This is a genomic window from Saezia sanguinis (assembly GCF_003991585.1).
GTDB classification, from domain to species: Bacteria; Pseudomonadota; Gammaproteobacteria; order Burkholderiales; family Burkholderiaceae_C; genus Saezia; species Saezia sanguinis.
In genome coordinates this window covers 194558-212123 of record NZ_PQSP01000001.1, presented here as the reverse complement: position 1 = coordinate 212123, position 17566 = coordinate 194558, and the positions used below count along the sequence as shown (strand labels likewise).

At 53.3% G+C, this 17566-nt stretch carries 14 protein-coding genes; 2 read left to right on the top strand and 12 right to left on the bottom strand.

Going from position 1 to position 17566, the window contains the following annotated elements:
• Nucleotides 1–44: 44 nt before the first annotated feature.
• The 5 genes from CUZ56_RS00945 to folC are packed head-to-tail and all read right to left on the bottom strand — an operon-like array spanning nt 45 to nt 5709.
• On the bottom strand, nt 45–1253 hold the full coding sequence (locus CUZ56_RS00945) for an O-succinylhomoserine sulfhydrylase (protein WP_239441933.1): 1209 nt from the start codon (nt 1251–1253) through the stop codon (nt 45–47).
• Between the two features lie 35 nt (nt 1254–1288).
• Nucleotides 1289–2800, bottom strand: coding sequence for an amidophosphoribosyltransferase (gene purF / locus CUZ56_RS00940; protein WP_126977337.1), 1512 nt, complete (start codon nt 2798–2800; stop codon nt 1289–1291).
• Between the two features lie 47 nt (nt 2801–2847).
• Nucleotides 2848–3381: a CvpA family protein gene (locus tag CUZ56_RS00935; RefSeq protein WP_126977335.1), complete on the bottom strand. Its 534-nt coding sequence runs from the start codon at nt 3379–3381 to the stop codon at nt 2848–2850.
• 51 nt (nt 3382–3432) lie between these two features.
• Nucleotides 3433–4329 (bottom strand): SPOR domain-containing protein, encoded by an 897-nt coding sequence (locus CUZ56_RS00930; protein WP_126977333.1) that lies wholly within the window; start codon nt 4327–4329, stop codon nt 3433–3435.
• A gap of 48 nt (nt 4330–4377) precedes the next feature.
• Entirely contained in the window at nt 4378–5709 is a 1332-nt protein-coding gene (gene folC / locus CUZ56_RS00925; RefSeq protein WP_239441932.1) for a bifunctional tetrahydrofolate synthase/dihydrofolate synthase, read from the bottom strand.
• A 283-nt stretch (nt 5710–5992) separates the two neighbouring features.
• Here folC and CUZ56_RS00920 point away from each other — a divergent pair, with 283 nt between their 5' ends.
• Both CUZ56_RS00920 and ilvD read left to right on the top strand, forming a co-directional pair.
• Nucleotides 5993–6841: a squalene/phytoene synthase family protein gene (locus CUZ56_RS00920; RefSeq protein ID WP_162615210.1), complete on the top strand. Its 849-nt coding sequence runs from the start codon at nt 5993–5995 to the stop codon at nt 6839–6841.
• 196 nt (nt 6842–7037) lie between these two features.
• Entirely contained in the window at nt 7038–8720 is a 1683-nt protein-coding gene (gene ilvD, locus CUZ56_RS00915) for a dihydroxy-acid dehydratase (protein ID WP_126977329.1), read from the top strand.
• A 53-nt stretch (nt 8721–8773) separates the two neighbouring features.
• Here ilvD and CUZ56_RS00910 read toward each other — a convergent pair whose 3' ends face one another.
• From CUZ56_RS00910 to rimP, 7 genes are all read right to left on the bottom strand, one after another.
• Entirely contained in the window at nt 8774–9046 is a 273-nt protein-coding gene (locus CUZ56_RS00910; RefSeq protein ID WP_126977327.1) for a TIGR04438 family Trp-rich protein, read from the bottom strand.
• Nucleotides 9047–9241: 195 nt separating this feature from the next.
• A complete protein-coding gene (gene typA, locus CUZ56_RS00905) occupies nt 9242–11059 on the bottom strand; it encodes a translational GTPase TypA (RefSeq protein WP_126977325.1) in 1818 nt (605 codons plus the stop codon).
• A complete protein-coding gene (gene truB / locus CUZ56_RS00900; RefSeq protein WP_126977323.1) occupies nt 11059–12021 on the bottom strand; it encodes a tRNA pseudouridine(55) synthase TruB in 963 nt (320 codons plus the stop codon). The genes typA and truB overlap by 1 nt, the downstream gene beginning before the upstream one ends.
• Nucleotides 12022–12023: 2 nt before the next feature.
• On the bottom strand, nt 12024–12398 hold the full coding sequence (gene rbfA / locus CUZ56_RS00895) for a 30S ribosome-binding factor RbfA (RefSeq protein ID WP_126977321.1): 375 nt from the start codon (nt 12396–12398) through the stop codon (nt 12024–12026).
• A 22-nt stretch (nt 12399–12420) separates the two neighbouring features.
• A complete protein-coding gene (gene infB / locus CUZ56_RS00890; RefSeq protein WP_126977319.1) occupies nt 12421–15306 on the bottom strand; it encodes a translation initiation factor IF-2 in 2886 nt (961 codons plus the stop codon).
• 125 nt (nt 15307–15431) lie between these two features.
• Entirely contained in the window at nt 15432–16916 is a 1485-nt protein-coding gene (nusA, locus tag CUZ56_RS00885; RefSeq protein ID WP_126977317.1) for a transcription termination factor NusA, read from the bottom strand.
• Nucleotides 16913–17560, bottom strand: a complete 648-nt coding sequence (gene rimP, locus CUZ56_RS00880; protein ID WP_126977315.1) for a ribosome maturation factor RimP — start codon at nt 17558–17560, stop codon at nt 16913–16915. Before rimP ends, nusA begins: the two co-directional genes overlap by 4 nt.
• Between the last annotated feature and the right edge of the window lie 6 nt (nt 17561–17566).

Sequence of the window (17566 nt, the reverse complement as noted above, 5' to 3'; positions counted from 1 at the left end):
CAAAAGCCACCGTTATTATCAATTGCCTTTTGTGGCTTAAACCACTAAACCACGTGTGCCAGCCCGCGGGCCAGATCGGCCTTGATGTCTTCCACATCCTCCAGCCCGACCGCCAGGCGCAGCAGCCCCTGAACAATACCAGCCGCCTGGCGCTGCTCTTCACTCAGGCGGCCATGCGATGTACTGGCCGGGTGGGTAATGATGGTTTTCACATCCCCCACATTCGCGGTAATGGAGCACAACTCGGTATGGTCGGCAACCATCCAGGCATTATCGCGCTGTTGCTCAAGTGTTGTTCCCTTCACCACAAAGCTGACTACAGCACCACCAATACCGTTTTGCTGCTGCATGGCAAGCTGATGCTGCGGATGCGAAGGCAACCCCGGATAATAAACCCGTTCAATTTTCGGGTGCGCTTCCAGCCAGCGCGCCATTTCAAGCGCCTGTGCGCTTTGCGCTTTCATGCGAACAGAAAGCGTCTCCAGCCCTTTGAGCACCACCCAGGCATTAAAAGGCGAAATCGCCATGCCCGCGCACCGCAATACGGGTTCAAATACGGTATCTACCAGCTCCTGCGAACAGCACAATGCACCGGCTACCACACGTCCCTGCCCGTCCAGATACTTGGTACCGGAATGCATCACAATGTCAGCCCCCAGTTTGACCGGCTGCTGCAAAACAGGCGTACAGAAAGTGTTATCCACCGTCAGCAAAGCGCCATGCTGATGCGCCAGATGTGCCAAGGCAGCAATATCGCAAACCTCGGTCAACGGGTTGGATGGCGTTTCAGCAAACAGCAGTTTGGTATTGGGCCTGATAGCCTGCTTCCATTCATCCAGATTGGTTTGTGATACAAAAGTGGACTCAACGCCAAACTTGCCAAATTCAGAACCAATCAGCTTGAGTGTGGAGCCAAACACACTGCGCGAACATACCACGTGGTCCCCTGCCTTAAGCAGCCCCATGCACAGCATCAGAATAGCGCCCATGCCGCTGCCTGTACCAATGGCGGCCTCAGTGCCTTCCAGCGCTGCCAGGCGTTTTTCCATACTGGCAACCGTCGGGTTGCTGTAACGTGAATAGGTATAACCGGCTTCTTCGCCCAAAAAACGCCTGGCTGTGGTGGCCGAGTCAGGCTGGACAAAACTGCTGGTCAGATACAAGGCTTCAGAGTTTTCCCCGTATGCGCTTTTTTCAACCGCTTCCCGTACTGCCAGCGTTGCCTGCTTCCATGACTTTGATGCTGAATTCACAATCTTTCCCTGTTTTCTTTCAGATAAATATTCAATCAGTCCTGCGTTCCTTGCAAAGACAAACGGCTGCGTGAGCCCTCTTCGATCTCGTCCTCATTCTTGCCCTGGCGGGCCTTCTCAAGCTGTGCGAATGTGGCCTCGTTGATGTCGCCTGTAATGTATTGACCATCAAAACATGAAGCCTCAAACCCCTTCACTTTCGGATTCAACTCTCCGATGACGCGTTTCATCGCATCAACATCCTGATAAATCAGCGCATCGCAACCAATGTAATCCTGGATCTCCAGCACAGTGCGACCTGAAGCAACCAGCTCACCGCGCGTGGGCATATCAATGCCATACACATTCGGATAACGTACCGGGGGTGCGGCAGAAGCCAGGTATACCTTGCTGGCACCGGCCTCACGGGCCATCTGCACAATCTCGCGGCTGGTGGTTCCACGCACAATCGAATCGTCCACCAGCAGCACATTACGCCCCATAAACTCCTGCTTCATGGCATTGAGTTTCTGGCGCACGGACCTGCGCCGCTCGCCCTGCCCGGGCATGATGAACGTACGCCCGACATAACGGTTTTTCACAAACCCGTCACGATAAGGTTTGCCAATGCGGTAAGCAACCTGCATCGCGCTCGGACGGCTGGACTCCGGCACCGGAATCACCACATCAATCTCTGTAGGGGCCACTGTCGAGATGACCCGCTGCGCCAGCGTATCGCCCATATTGACACGGGCCTGATACACTGAAATACCATCAATGACAGAATCCGGACGCGCCAGATATACATATTCAAAAATACAGGGGTGCAATTTGGATGACATCGTGCACTGCTCGGTGTGCATCGTACCATCCAGCTCTACAAAAACAGCTTCTCCCGGAGCAATGTCACGCACCAGTTGATGGCCGGTTCCCTCCACTGCAACCGATTCGCTGGCGACAATCACTTCGCCCTGATCATTCACACCATAGCATAACGGCCTGATGCCATTCGGGTCGCGAAACGCCAGCAAGCCATAACCTGCAATCAACGCCACCACCGCATAAGCACCACGCAGGCGCTTCATGGTGCCACGCACGGCAGAAAAAATTTCAGAAGGCTTCAACGTCAGGCCGCGTGTAGCCACCTCCAGCTCATGCGCCAGCACATTAAGCAAAACCTCGGTATCGCTTTCCGTATTGATATGGCGGTGATCCAGGTTGAACAACTGGCGCTTTAATTCATCCACATTGGTCAGGTTGCCATTATGTGCCAGCACAATGCCAAAAGGCGCATTCACATAAAACGGCTGAGACTCTTCTTCGCTGTGCGCATTGCCGGCTGTGGGATAGCGCACATGCCCGATACCGTAATTGCCAGGCAGCGCACGCATGTTCCGCGTGCGAAACACATCACGCACCATGCCTTTGGCCTTATGCATGAAAATTTTCTGCCCCAGCCCGGTCACAATGCCCGCAGCATCCTGCCCCCGGTGCTGTAACAGCAGCAACGAATCATAAATTAACTGATTGACAGGCTGATTGGAAACAACACCACAAATTCCACACATAATTCAGATTCCAAAATAAAAGAAAAACCAAAAATTGCTGCCGCCTGTCAGACCGGCTCCGCGTCCGGCAGCACTGGCAATGTGATCGAAGAAGGCTCGGCTTCATCCAGATTCAGGACCGAGCGCAAAAACGGCTTGGACACTTCCATCGCCTCATTGAGCCAGGGCGCTGAACGTGACTGGGCCCACCACTCCTCCTCCTGCAAATGCAGAATATGTACCACCAGCGTCATCACCAGCATCACAAGCCCTGCGCGCACTATCCCAAACACCCCGCCCAGGCAGCGGTCCATCGGGCGCAATGCAGGCTTAGAAAACAATGCCTTAAGCGCAAATGCCAGAATGCCATTGGTAAACAATACGGCAATAAACACCAAAACAAAAGAAATACCCATGCGCCAGTTTTCGTTCGCAATGGCCTTGGCGAGCAACGCCGACAGGTCTGGCGCCAGCCAGCGTGCGACAAAAAAAGCCAGTACCCAGCCAAACAGCATAGCGGCCTCGTACATGAACCCACGCATACAGCCAATCAGCACAGAAACAAGCACCACCGCGATAATCAGCAGATCCAATCCACCCATGCTAGATCATGCCCTCAAAAAATGAAAATCACACATTGACTGGTGCTCTGCTCACATTGAAAGTACAGCGGCAGGCAGGCCCATGGCCCGTATTTTTTCAGCCACCGCATCCGCAGCCGCCCGCCCGTTGAAAGGCCCTACGCGTACACGAATACGTTTGCCGGCATCTGTTTGTACTTCCTGCGCAAAAGAGGTATAGCCCGCCATCGTCAGGCGTGCCCGAACCTCACTGACTTTGGCTTCGTCGGCATAGGCTCCGACCTGCACCACAAAACTGCGGGAAAGATCATTGGGCTTGAGCGTTGTGGAGGCAGATGATGCCGAAGAGGTGCTGGAAGACGTGGCAGGTGCTGATGGCGTGCGACCGGTCACAGCTATGGCCGGGTCTCCTAAAATGTTTGCCGCTCTGGCCGCATCGGCCGAGGGGACTGCCGTGCTGCCACTCTGAGAGGCACTGGCAACAACCGCATCCGCAGGTACTTTGGAAGACAGTGTCGGACGGTTGGCGGGCCGGGTGGCATAGCCATCGCTCAGCGTTAAATCCGTTCCCCCTTGGGCTTCCTGGTGCTGGTCTGTACTGGCCGCTGAATCCATTGGCTGCGTCGGGTCCGCCATGATACTGCCCGAAGTTATAGGAGCAACGGTTTCCGGCGCTGTTATGGCAACAGGGGCAGATGCACCATCAACCACTACTCCCCCGTCTAAAGGTTGCATGACTGGAGGCGACACCATCTGGGGAGACGCTGAGGAAACCTGCTCCCCCTCAAGCACCGACTGGCCGGCAACTTCAATTGGCACATCCACAACCGTTGGGCGTGGCTGCGAGTTAAATATCCATGGCAGAATCGCCACAGCCAACACCACCAAAATGATGGCCCCGATCACACGGCGACGCGCCCTGATCCGTATCTGTTCTATGGTTTGCGCTGAAGGTGGTTGCTTGAGCACTGGCACTGTCAGGTTCCCTTGCAGAAGGTTGAATATGCAGCAAGTATTTTACCGCTGTACGGGATTGCGTGGAATTCCGTGCTCCAGTACCCCACCCACAGTATAAAACGATCCAAACACAACAATTCTATCAGCAGGATCAGCCTTTTCCAGCGCTTGCAGCAAAGCGGTATGCGGATCGGCGCAACACTGCACGCTAACGTCCTTACCTTTCAGGGGCGGCAGAGCATGCCACAGTGCTTCCAAAGCCGTTGCAGATACGGCCCGTGCCGTGGGCAAATCGGTAAAATACCAGTGGTCCACCAATGGCTGCATGCGCAGCATCACCCCGCGCAGATCCTTATCGTGCATGGCGCCAAAAACCGCATGCGTTTGCGGGTAAAACCCCATCTGATCCAGATTTTCAGCCAGCACAGCAACGGCATGCGGGTTGTGCGCCACATCAAGCACCACAACCGGTTGCCCGGGCACAATCTCGAAACGCCCCGGCAATGTCACCTGCGCCAGCCCCATTCGCACGTCCTGCGCCGATACGGGCAGACTCTCCCTGAGCGCCGTCAATGCCGCCAGCACACCGGAAGCATTCAGCAACTGGTTGGCGCCACGCAACGCCGGGTACGCCAGACCGTTATAGCGGCGACCGCGACCGGACCAGCTCCACTGTTGCGCATTACCAACATAATTGAAATCCTGCCCAAACCGCCATAAATCGGCTTGCGTTTCACGCGCATGAGCCAGCACACTGTCCGGCGGCATCGGGTCACTGACAATCACCGGTTTGTGCGCACGCATGATCCCGGCTTTTTCAAATCCGATGCTCTCGCGGTCAGGGCCCAAAAACTCGGTGTGGTCAATATCAATGCTGGTGATGATGGCGCAGTCATTGTCAATGATATTGACAGCATCCAGCCTGCCACCCAGGCCAATCTCCAGCACTGCAGCGTCCAGTTCCTGCTCACTGAGGTAATGCAAAATAGCCAGCGTCGTGAACTCAAAATAAGTCAGACTGATATCCCCGGCGGCACGGCGCGCCTGCTCCACCTGCACGAAGTGGGGAATCAGGCTTTCACCCTGAATCATTTGCCCATTGATGCGACAACGCTCTTCAAAATGAATCAGATGGGGCGAGTTGTACACACCCACTCTGTAGCCGGCCTCCATCAGAATCGACTCCAGCATGGCGCAGGTAGAACCTTTGCCATTGGTGCCCGCCACCACAAAAACCGGGCATTCAAAATCCAGCCCCAGTGCCTGGCGTACTTTCTGCACACGCTCCAGCCCCAGCTCAATGTTCTGGGCATGCAGTTGCTCACAAAACGCGAGCCATTGTTCAAGGGTAGTCAACTGGGTATATTCATTCATGGTTAACAGCTTGTTCATTTTGAATTCTGTGAGCTTCGGGCAAAACACCTCCAGCGCAAGGTACTGATGATAGTGTGCCAGCCCATCTTATGAAAGCATGTATGCAATAAGCACTACAGACTGTACAACCATCCTCCCTCCGATTGCATTTTGCATGTTTGCCTATTCCTATTCTGCTTATTCTGCCGCTATACCCGCTTTAACACCTGGCATCACCGTTCTCAAGCATTGCCCTACTCAATTTGCTGCAATTGCATGCCCTGCCCCCTGACTGCCTGAGCTTACTGTCAAAATCATGCCTATGAAGGAACAAGCCCCCTCATCTGCCGCTCCGCCTCAAAAATCCGTTTTGCCGCAGGATATTGCACAGAGGTACGCGCTGGGTCTCATGCCGGAACCCCAACGCAGTTGGGTGTCTGCGCTCAACGATATTGCAGACAGTCTGATGACGACCGTACACGAGGTCTCTGACAACACGGTTGTACAGGCCAAAATCGGCTGGTGGCTTGCCGAAATAGAACGCCTGTTCGCCCGTAACGCAACGCACCCCGCAACCCAATTGCTACAGGCCGATACCCCATTCGAAAAACTGGTACCGGCTTATTTTCAACAGTTCCTGCATGGCATACAGGATATGCGTATGCAGACACGCTATCTGGACTTTCCCAGCCTGAAACATCAGGCCACACAGATTCAGGGCAGCCTGATACAGCAAACAGCGGCCTTGCTCGGTGCATCGGCCACTACCCATGAAGCCATGCAGTCTTTAGGCGTGGCCATGGCACTGAAAAACAGCATCAGCCGCCTGGGTTACCGTGCCCGCCTGGGGCGTGTCGAAATTCCGCAGGATGAACTCACACAATTCGGCGTAACTATCAGTGAAATCAGGCAAAATGAAGCGCCGTGGGGTTACAGTGACCGTTTCAGCGCTTTAATCGAATTTCAGCGTGAACGCGCATTGGCGCAATTTAAAACCGCACTGGAAAACATTCCCGCTGGTGAAAAGCCTGCTCTCCGCCCTCTGATTGTTCAGGCCCGCCTGGATATGGCATGGTTGGACATGCTGCCAAAGATGGATTACCAGATACTGCATCAGCACATCATGCTCAGCCCATTGAAAGCCTGGTGGGTCTCGGTCACCGCCCGTTAAAGAAAACGGCGCCCCCGCTTTAAATAACGTATTGCCGGCCATTGCTGATACCAGCAGGGCAAACAACAGCAATAGATACAGAATTCTGGTCATTTATATCTGTACTTCTTTGCCAACCGGGGCAGTCCTGCATTATCATAGAAGATTCGCACTCTTTAAATGCATTTATTCAACCACGATTGAGATCAAAACTGCCATGAGTTCTAACCGCCGCTCAAAAAATATCACTGAAGGGCCTGCCCGCGCACCCAACCGCTCCATGTACTATGGCTTGGGCTACAAGGACGAAGATTTTGCCAAACCCATGGTCGGTATTGCCAATGGGCACTCCACCATCACACCGTGCAACGCAGGACTTCAGAAACTGGCCGATGTTGCCGTTGATGCGATCAGGGCTGCTGGCGGTAACCCGCAGACATTTGGTGTGCCCACCATTTCTGACGGCATGTCCATGGGCACGGAAGGCATGAAATACTCTCTGGTATCGCGTGAAGTGATATCCGACTGTATTGAAACCTGCGTACAGGGCCAGTGGATGGACGGCGTGATGGTCATCGGTGGTTGCGACAAAAACATGCCGGGCGGCATGATGGGCATCCTACGCTCCAATGTGCCAGCCATCTACGTTTATGGCGGCACCATCAAGCCAGGGCACTATAAAGGACAGGACCTCAACATCGTCAGCGTATTTGAAGCCGTGGGCCAATACAGTGCCGGCAAAATGAGCGAAGAAGACTTTTCCGCCATTGAGCACAAGGCCATTCCGGGTACCGGTTCATGCGGCGGCATGTACACCGCCAATACCATGAGCTCGGCCTTTGAAGCGCTGGGCATGAGCCTGCCCTATTCGTCCACCATGGCCAACCCGGATGACGAAAAATCAACCTCTTCCGCAGAATCGGCCCGTGTACTGCTGGAAGCCATTAAAAACGACCTTAAACCGCGTGACATCGTCACCAAAAAAGCCATTGAAAATGCGGTCGCCGTGATCATGGCAGTTGGCGGCTCAACCAATGCCGTGCTGCACTTCCTGGCCATCACACACGCTGCCGGTGTTGACTGGACCATTGACGATTTTGAACGCATGCGCAAAAAAATCCCGGTGATATGCGACTTGAAACCATCGGGCCGCTACATGGCGATTGACCTGCACCGGGCCGGCGGCATTCCACAGGTCATGAAACTGCTGCTCAATGCCGGATTGCTGCATGGAGACTGCATCACCATCAACGGAAAAACTGTGGCAGAAAATCTGGCCAATGTTCCCGATGTACCCTCCGCAGAGCAGGATGTCATCCATACCATTGACAACCCGCTCTACAAGGAAGGCCACCTTGCCATCCTGAAAGGCAACCTTTCTCCCGAAGGATCTGTAGCCAAAATTACCGGGCTGAAAAATCCGGTCATCACCGGGCCAGCCAGAGTCTTTAATGATGAGCAGTCTGCTCTGCAGGCCATTATGGATGGCAAGATTAAAGCCGGAGACGTGATGGTGTTGCGTTATCTGGGCCCCAAGGGTGGCCCCGGCATGCCTGAAATGCTGGCACCTACAGGTGCATTAATCGGACAGGGACTCGGTGAATCTGTGGGCCTGATCACTGATGGTCGTTTCTCCGGCGGCACCTGGGGCATGGTGGTCGGCCACGTAGCGCCGGAAGCTGCTGTAGGCGGCAACATCGCCCTGATTGAAGAAGGTGACTCCATTACCATTGATGCGCACCAGTTGTTGCTGCAGCTCAACGTCAGCGACGAAGTGCTGGCAAAACGCCGCAGCCTCTGGAAAGCACCTGCGCCACGCTACCAGCGTGGTGTATTAGCCAAATTCGCACATTGCGCTTCCAGTGCAAGTACCGGTGCCGTACTGGATAAATTTGATTGATTTTCAAAACATCCATATAAAAACGGCATCTATTCCAGATGCCGTTTCTCATTTCAGCGCTTCTTTTTGCGTCTGAAAAAACCTTTTGGTTTTTCATCATCAGACCACAGGTCATCCATTTGCTGCTGCCTGCGCGCTTTGACCCTTTTTCTCTCATCGCGCGCTTCCCTCTTGGCATCCAACTGAAAAGCAGGAACCACAAACTCCCAATAAAGAAAAGCCATGACAAAGGGAGTTCCACACCACCACCAGGACAGATCGACCATGAAACTCACATCCAGCGCTTTCATAATCAACATGGCGATACCAGCCAGCAAAAATATCATATGACGTTACCCAATAATTGCCCAATGTGCCTTCAGACCGTATAGCTTCAGGCATATAAATTATGCCTGCCCCCGCTTTTTGCAGTTATTCTATAACAGCTATTACCCTTATCAGAGTAATTTTTACATCCATTGATGCAAATTAAACACCCTGCACAAATCGCATGAATGATTTTATGGCATAACCAATTGTCGTTATTCCCGATTGGCCTTGCGGCGTTCATGCTCTTTCAAGTGGCGTTTACGCAGCCGAATGGATTTAGGCGTAATTTCCACCAGCTCGTCATCTTCAATAAACTCCACTGCATATTCCAGTGAAAGTTCAATGGGAGATGTCACCTTGATGGCATCTTCTTTGCCCGAAACACGGAAATTTGTCAGTTGTTTACTGCGTACCGGATTCACAACAATATCGTTATCACGGTTGTGAATCCCCACAATCATACCTTCGTAAACAGAATCACCCGGTTTGACAAACATGCGGCCGCGATCATCCAGCTTGCCCAGCGCGTACGTCACGATTTCGCCATCATCCTGACTGATCAGCACACCATTTTTACGCCCAGGCAATTCGCCTGCATAAGGTTCATAAGCATCAAAAATATTGCTGACCAACCCGGTGCCACGCGTCAGATTCAAAAACTCATTCTGAAAACCAATCAGGCCGCGAGCCGGAATGCGGTATTCCAGGCGCACACGCCCCTGGCCATCGGACTCCATATTCAGCAATTCGGCACGCCGTTCGCCAAGCGCCTGCATGACTCCGCCCTGATGGCTGTCTTCAATATCAACCGTCAGCAGCTCAAAAGGCTCCTGACGGCTTTCCCCCTGCCCACGAAACACAACGCGAGGGCGGGAAACCGCCAGTTCATAGCCTTCCCGGCGCATATTTTCAAGCAGGATCGTCAGGTGCAATTCACCGCGCCCAGAAACTTCGTAAATGCCATCCTCATCCGTATCGCGTACGCGCAATGCCACATTGCTTTGCAACTCACGTTCCAAGCGGTCACGAATCTGGCGGCTCGTCACGAATTTACCCTCACGCCCAGCCAACGGAGACGTATTGACACAGAAATTCATTGTCAACGTAGGCTCATCCACATGCAGCATTGGCAGCGGATTTGCGTTTTCCTGCTCAGTTAGCGTCATGCCAATGCCGATATTGTCAATCCCGTTAATCAGCACAATATCGCCCGCTTGTGCCTCGTTATACTGCACACGTTCCAGGCCTTCAAACTTAAGCACCTGGTTCACACGGGCTTTAAACGGCTTGCTTTCCGGGCCGCTCCATACCAGCACATCCTGCAACGGTTTGATGCGCCCTGCGTTAATGCGGCCCACACCAATACGCCCCACATAAGAAGAGTAATCCAAAGAACTGATCTGCAATTGCAGCGGTGCATCCGGATCACCGTCATGCGGTTTCACATGCTTGATAATAGTTTCAAACAGTGGACGCAGATCCGTTCCCTGCTCACCTTCATTCAACGTAGCCCAGCCATTCAAGCCTGAAGCGTATACCACCGGAAAATCCAGTTGCTCTTCAGTCGCACCCAGCTTGTCAAACAGATCAAATGCAGCATTGATGACATAATCCGGGCGCGCGCCTGGCCGATCCACCTTGTTCACCACAACAATCGGGTGCAGCCCCAAAGCCAACGCTTTTTTGGTTACAAAGCGTGTTTGAGGCATCGGGCCTTCCACCGCGTCAATCAACAGCAGAACCGAATCCACCATGGACAGCGCACGCTCCACCTCACCGCCAAAATCGGCGTGTCCGGGCGTATCAACAATATTGATGTGCGTGCCTTCCCATGAAACTGCGCAGTTTTTCGCCAGAATTGTAATACCGCGTTCTTTTTCAAGGTCATTGTTGTCCATGACCCGCTCATCCACTTTTTCATTGCTGCGGAAAGTACCGCTTTGGCGCAACAACTGGTCCACCATGGTCGTCTTGCCATGGTCCACGTGGGCAATAATCGCAATGTTACGAATTTGTTTTTGATTACTCATCAATTCTCACCTGTTAAAACTTGTGTTTGTTCAATCGATTGTTGTATTTCTATCGGGGACAGCAGCCGCTGCGGGATTAACTCCCCTGACCGTACATGGGCCATGCCCAAAAAAGCATCGGGATGACGCCCCATCACCTTGACCATGGGCGCATCAGCCATGTCCGTGTTACGGCGCATTCCAGTCAGAAAACGGCCTGCATCCGCTGAATCCAGACAAACTTCAGGAGCATCCCCCAACAACGTATCTGCCGTCTTCAGTTGTGCCAGCCTGGCTTGTTCATCCATCGCTGCCAGCTCATCCAGCGTGATGCATTCATCCTGCAAAAAACCACCTGTAGCGGTACGCCTCAGCGCAAGTAAGTGCGCACCACACCCCAGTGCGTCTCCGATATCGCTCGCCAGTGTGCGGATATACGTGCCTTTGCTACACCGCACATCCATCTCAAACGTCTGCGGATCCAGCATTGTCACATCCAACCCGTAGATAGTCACCTCACGCGACTGACGCTCAATCTCCACACCGGAACGTGCATATTCATACAAAGCTTTTCCCTCATGCTTCAACGCCGAATGCATCGGGGGAATTTGCCAGATTTTCCCTTGAAACCGGGGCAATACCGACAACAACTGCTCCAAAGTCACATGCACATCACTTTGCCGAATGACTTCGCCCTCGCTATCACCTGTAGATGTGCTGATACCAAGCCGCACCGTTGCTCGATAGCTTTTATCAGCATCCAACTGTACCTGGGCAAACTTGGTTGCTGCACCAAAACACAGCGGCAACACACCTGTGGCCAAAGGGTCCAGCGTTCCGGTATGCCCACCTTTTACAGCACGCAACAGCCACTTGGCCTTTTGCAAGGCCTGGTTACTTGAAAGCCCGAGCGGTTTATCCAGCAACAACACCCCATGCACGGGGCGCCTTGCAACCCGTGCATGAGACGCCGTCTTGACCATGATTATTCGTCGGCATCCTTTGATCTTGAAGCAACTGCTTTGGCAATCAAATCATTCAGATCAGCAGCATGTTCAGTGGTGCGGTCAAAATAAAAATGCAAAGTTGGCACCGTATGAATATGCAGGCGTTTAAACAGCAGATTCCTTAAAAAGCCTGCCGCCTCGTTCAATGCTTCTTCATTAACCTGCGGATCTCCCACCAGCACCGTAAAACCAACACGTGCATGCGCATAATCGGGCGTAACCTCCACATGGCTGATCGTGATCATGCCAATGCGGGGGTCCTTCAGTTCGCGCGCGATCATTTCAGAGAGATCTCTCTGAATCTGATCAGCGACCCGATAGGCCCGATGGGGTGTGGATGATTTTCTAGGCATCTTATCTTTTCGTGTGCCCGCATTACAGCGTACGGGCAATCTCCTTCACATCAAAGAACTCCAGCGTATCGCCTTCTTTGATATCTGTATAGTTCTTCAGTTTGATACCGCACTCAAAGCCTTCATTGACTTCACGCACATCGTCTTTATGACGGCGGATGGAATCAACCTCTCCGGTATACACCACCACGTTATCACGCAGCAAATGGAATTTGGCATTGCGATGCACCATGCCCGAAGTCACCATACAACCGGCAATCGTACCAATCTTTGTGGCTACAAACACATTGCGAATCTCTGCGGTGCCGATGACCTCTTCTTTCTCCTCAGGCGAAAGCATACCGCTCATGGCTGCCTTCACATCGTCCACTGCATCGTAAATGATGTTGTAGTAGCGAATCTGAATACCGTTGGTTTCAGCCGACTTACGTGCATTGGCATCCGCCCGCACATTAAAGCCGATGATCACCGCCTGTGAAGCGATCGCCAGGTTCACATCCGACTCGGAAATACCCCCCACCGCAGCGTGAACGACCTGCACCCGTACCTCATCGGTCGAGAGTTTTTGCAGAGAAGTCGACAATGCTTCCTGTGAGCCTTGCACATCTGCCTTGATGATCAGCGACAATACCTTGGTATCACCGCTTTCCATATTTTCAAACATGTTTTCCAGCTTGGCAGCCTGCTGACGTGCAAGCTTCACGTCACGGTACTTGCCCTGTCTGAACGTTGCAATTTCACGTGCACGGCGCTCATCAGCCAATACCATAAACTCATCACCAGCCTGTGGCACATCGGTCAGCCCCTGAATTTCAACCGGGATCGACGGGCCGGCATCCTGAATCGGCCTGCCATTTTCATCCAGCATTGCGCGTACTCGGCCAAAACTGGCGCCTGCCAACACCACGTCGCCTTTATGCAAGGTGCCTGACTGCACCAGCACAGAAGCCACCGGACCACGGCCTTTATCCAGCCGTGCTTCAATCACAATCCCCTTGGCCGATACATCGACTGGTGCCTTCAATTCCAGCACCTCAGCCTGCAACAGCACATTCTCCAGCAGGTCATCAATGCCCTGACCGGTCTTGGCCGATACCGGCACAAATGGCGAATCGCCACCGTACTCTTCAGGCACCACGCCTTCTGCAATCAGCTCCTGCTTCACGCGGTCAGGGTTGGCTCCCGGTTTATCAATTTTATTGATCGCAACCACCAAAGGCACCTGCGCTGCCTTGGCGTGGGCAATAGCTTCTTTGGTCTGCGGCATCACACCATCGTCTGCGGCCACCACCAGAATTACGATATCAGTTGCCTGAGCTCCACGGGCACGCATGGCGGTAAACGCCTCATGCCCCGGGGTATCCAGGAATGTAATCACGCCGCGCGGTGTTTCCACATGGTACGCACCAATGTGCTGTGTAATACCGCCCGCTTCACCGGCCGCAACCTTGGCGCGCCTGATATAGTCCAGCAGCGACGTTTTACCATGGTCCACGTGCCCCATCACCGTCACAACAGGTGCCCGGGCTTCAGCCTGAGCATCACGCTCTGCCTGCTCGTCATCATCTGTCAGGAATGCTTCAGGATCATCCAGCTTAGCCGCCACTGCCTGATGCCCCAGTTCTTCCACCACAATCATGGCGGTATCCTGATCCAGTTGCTGGTTAATGGTGACCATCTGGCCCATTTTCATCAGCGCCTTGATCACCTCAGAGGCCTTCACAGACATTTTATGCGCCAGGTCAGCCACGCTGATGGTTTCCGGCACATGAATCTCTTTGATAACAAATTCCACCTCTTTGGGCGCGGCCTTCTGTTCAACCTGATGCCGATCGCGTCGACCGCCCCGGCCACCTTTGGCTTTCCATTCATTCGCTGCAGGCGTGGCTGTGCGGGCACCTTTTTTAGGTGAGTCATCAGCCCACTGCGACGACAGCTTTTCAGATTTGATCGATTTATTGCGCTCACCCGAAGTGGCCGCCTCTTTACGCATCACATCGGCTGTTTTACCTTTACCGGTTTTCACTTTCTCGGCTTCAGGTTTGACAGGTTTTTTCGCCACCAGCACCTTGCGGGGTGCATTCATCATATCGCGAATGGCCTGCGCTTCTGCTTCTGCCTTGCGGCGTTTCTCTTCGCCTGCGCCATCGGCCGCAGCCGCAGCTACTTCTGGCGCGGCTGGCACAGCCTCAGGTTGAGTTGTCTGCTGATCTGCAGGCTGCGCAGCCACCGCTGAATCTGCCTCGGCTGCCGGTTTTTTAGTTGCCGCTTTGGCCTTTTTCGCCTTCGGTGCCGATTCAGGCACTTCTGCAACATCCTGCTTTACCGGTTCTTCCGACACAGCAGGCTGCTGCTCTGCCACCTGTTCTGCAACCACTTCAGCCGCAGGAGCTTCAACGGTTTCCGGCGCCTCAGAAGCCTGCTCTTGCTGTTCCTGCAACTCACGCTGGCGGCGTTTTTCTTCCGCTTCTTCCTGCTGCCGGCGCAATAACTCTGCCTGCCGCTCAGCTTCAGCCTGACGGCGTGCTTTTTCAGCTTCATCAATCACAGGTTTAGCCGGTGCTGTATCTGCTACCGGAGCCACTTGTTCCGGTGCCTGGGCAACCACTTCATCACGTTTGACAAAAGTCCGTTTTTTACGTACTTCAACCTGGATCGTGCGTGCTTTTCCGCTGGCATCAGACTGCTTGATCTCCGTTGTTGACTTTTTCATCAACGTGATCTTTTTACGTTCAGTCGGTGTCCCATGCACGCTGCGCAAATGCTCCAGCAAACGCCCCTTGTCCGCCTCGGTAACCTCATCGTCAGCAGACGATTTGGCAACACCTGCAGCAGCAAGTTGCTCCAGCAGCGTTTGGGTACTGCGTTTGAATTCTGCAGCCAGTTGTGAAACAGTCGTAACGGCCATGCGTTTAAAATCCTTTATCTATCCGCCAGGTTCATGCAATGCATGTTCATCACCTTGGCACTTCCAACACAGCTCGCTTTCATGTGCACTCACATATCTGACAAGCCGCTTAACTTATATACACATTACTGGTCCTCATCGAACCAGTGCTCACGTGCTTTCATGATGAGTTGCTTTGCCTGCTCCTCATCAGTCATTCCGGTAATCTCAATCAACTCATCCACTGCCAGATCAGCAAAATCATCCAGCGTACGGATATCCGCATCGGCCAGCTTGGTCAACTGCTCAGCGGTCAAGCCTTCCAGGGAACGCAGGTCTTTTGCTGTTTTGTCCAGTGTTTCTTCCCGGGCAATTTCCATTGTCAGCAAAGCATCCTTGGCACGGCTGCGCAGTTCTTCGATCATTTCCTCATCAAAAGCGTCGATCTCCTGCATTTCCTGCAACGGAACATAGGCAACCTCTTCCAAAGAAGTAAATCCTTCAGCAATCAGAATATTGGCAACCTCTTCATCCACATCCAGCTTGGACATGAACAGATCGCGAATCTCAGTGGTTTCCTGTTCCTGCTTCTGGGCCGATTCTTCAGCACTCATGATGTTGATACGCCAGCCGGTCAGATCTGAAGCCAGGCGCACATTCTGGCCGCCACGGCCAATCGCCACCGCCAGATTGCTCTCATTCACCACCACATCCATCGCGTGCAGATCTTCATCCACCACAATCGAATCAACCGTTGCCGGAGCCAAAGCGCCAATGGCAAACTGAGCCGGATCCTCTGACCACAGCACAATATCCACACGCTCACCAGCCAGCTCATTGGTTACCGCATTAACCCGCGATCCACGCACACCAACACAGGTCCCTACCGGATCAATGCGCTGATCGTGGGCAATCACGGCTATTTTCGCACGGGATCCGGGATCACGCGCACAGGATTTAATTTCCAGCAGGCCCTGCTCAATTTCAGGTACTTCCAGATGAAACAGTTCCATCATGAACTCTGGTGCGCTGCGCGTCAATTCAATCGGAATGCGCTGTGTATGATCAACACTCTTGATGAAAGCACGCACGCGGTCACCGGAGCGCAGATTTTCACGCGGAATCATTTCACTGCGGCGCAAACGCCCTTCAACACGGCCAGACTCAATAACGGCATCGCCCTTATCCATGCGTTTGACGGTGCCGACAAAAATCTTTTCGCCCCGGGCCAAAAACTCATTGAGCAACTGCTCGCGTTCTGCATCACGAATTTTCTGCAGAATCACCTGCTTGGCAGCCTGTGCGCCGATACGGCCAATTGCAACAGACTCCACCGGCTCTTCAATGTAATCGCCAATCTCAACATCAGGCAACTGCTCAACAGCCTCAAAATGCAAAATTTCAGCATCAGGCTGTTGCAAACCAGCTTCGTCAGGCACCACCAGCCAGCGGCGGAACGTGTCGTAATCGCCCGTTTCCCGGTCAACCGCCACGCGAATATCAACATCACCATCGTACAGTTTCTTACTTGCTGAAGCCAAAGCAGCTTCAACAGCGCCAAACACAATGTCACGCTCCACATTCTTTTCACGTGATATGGCATCTACCAGCATTAACAGCTCGCGGTTCATCGGTTACGATCTCCGTTGTCATTAAATGATTTGTCTTCAGGTTCATCCAACGCAGACTCAGCATTCTCAGCCTCCGTCGTTGGGGTTGCATGAACTTTTTTACCCTTGAAATCCACCACAGGCACCAAACGTGCCTCACGCACTTCATCCAGCGTAAAGCCCAGCGCCATGGCAGGCTCTTCAACAGCCGCTTTTTTACGCGCGCCCACCTTCCCGGTTTTCTTTTGTTCCTCGGCTTCCAGCACCAGAACCCATCCGTCCTGCCCTTGTGGCGCAGCTTCCAGCCGGCCAGCAAACTTTTTCTGTTTGTATGCCGACTTACCGTCCGGGCTATTCACGACAACCGGGGTTTTAAAAGTTATTTCAGCCCGCTCGCCCAGAAAACGCTCATAGTCCTGCGCTTTTTTCAAAGGGCGATCCAACCCGGGGGAGGAAACCTCCAGGCGCTGATAATCCACCTGCTGCACTTCCAGCACATACTGCAACTGGCGCGTCACGCGCTCGCAGTCATCCACAGTAATCGCCGGTACACCATTCGGGTTCTCAATAAACACACGCAGCAAACCACCGGTCGGGCGCTCTGCCTCAACCATTTCATATCCCAGGCCTGTTACAGCCTGCTCAACTTCGGCTTGCCAACTCATCCAGTA

Coding starts and splice junctions, on each gene's coding strand:
- purF (WP_126977337.1), bottom strand. CDS start 2,800: ATGTGTGGAATTTGTGGTGTTGTTTCCAATCAGCCTGTCAATCAGTTA.
- CUZ56_RS00935 (WP_126977335.1), bottom strand. CDS start 3,381: ATGGGTGGATTGGATCTGCTGATTATCGCGGTGGTGCTTGTTTCTGTG.
- folC (WP_239441932.1), bottom strand. CDS start 5,709: ATGAACAAGCTGTTAACCATGAATGAATATACCCAGTTGACTACCCTT.
- CUZ56_RS00920 (WP_162615210.1), top strand. CDS start 5,993: ATGAAGGAACAAGCCCCCTCATCTGCCGCTCCGCCTCAAAAATCCGTT.
- ilvD (WP_126977329.1), top strand. CDS start 7,038: ATGAGTTCTAACCGCCGCTCAAAAAATATCACTGAAGGGCCTGCCCGC.
- CUZ56_RS00910 (WP_126977327.1), bottom strand. CDS start 9,046: ATGATATTTTTGCTGGCTGGTATCGCCATGTTGATTATGAAAGCGCTG.
- typA (WP_126977325.1), bottom strand. CDS start 11,059: ATGAGTAATCAAAAACAAATTCGTAACATTGCGATTATTGCCCACGTG.
- truB (WP_126977323.1), bottom strand. CDS start 12,021: ATGGTCAAGACGGCGTCTCATGCACGGGTTGCAAGGCGCCCCGTGCAT.
- rbfA (WP_126977321.1), bottom strand. CDS start 12,398: ATGCCTAGAAAATCATCCACACCCCATCGGGCCTATCGGGTCGCTGAT.
- infB (WP_126977319.1), bottom strand. CDS start 15,306: ATGGCCGTTACGACTGTTTCACAACTGGCTGCAGAATTCAAACGCAGT.
- nusA (WP_126977317.1), bottom strand. CDS start 16,916: ATGAACCGCGAGCTGTTAATGCTGGTAGATGCCATATCACGTGAAAAG.
- rimP (WP_126977315.1), bottom strand. CDS start 17,560: ATGAGTTGGCAAGCCGAAGTTGAGCAGGCTGTAACAGGCCTGGGATAT.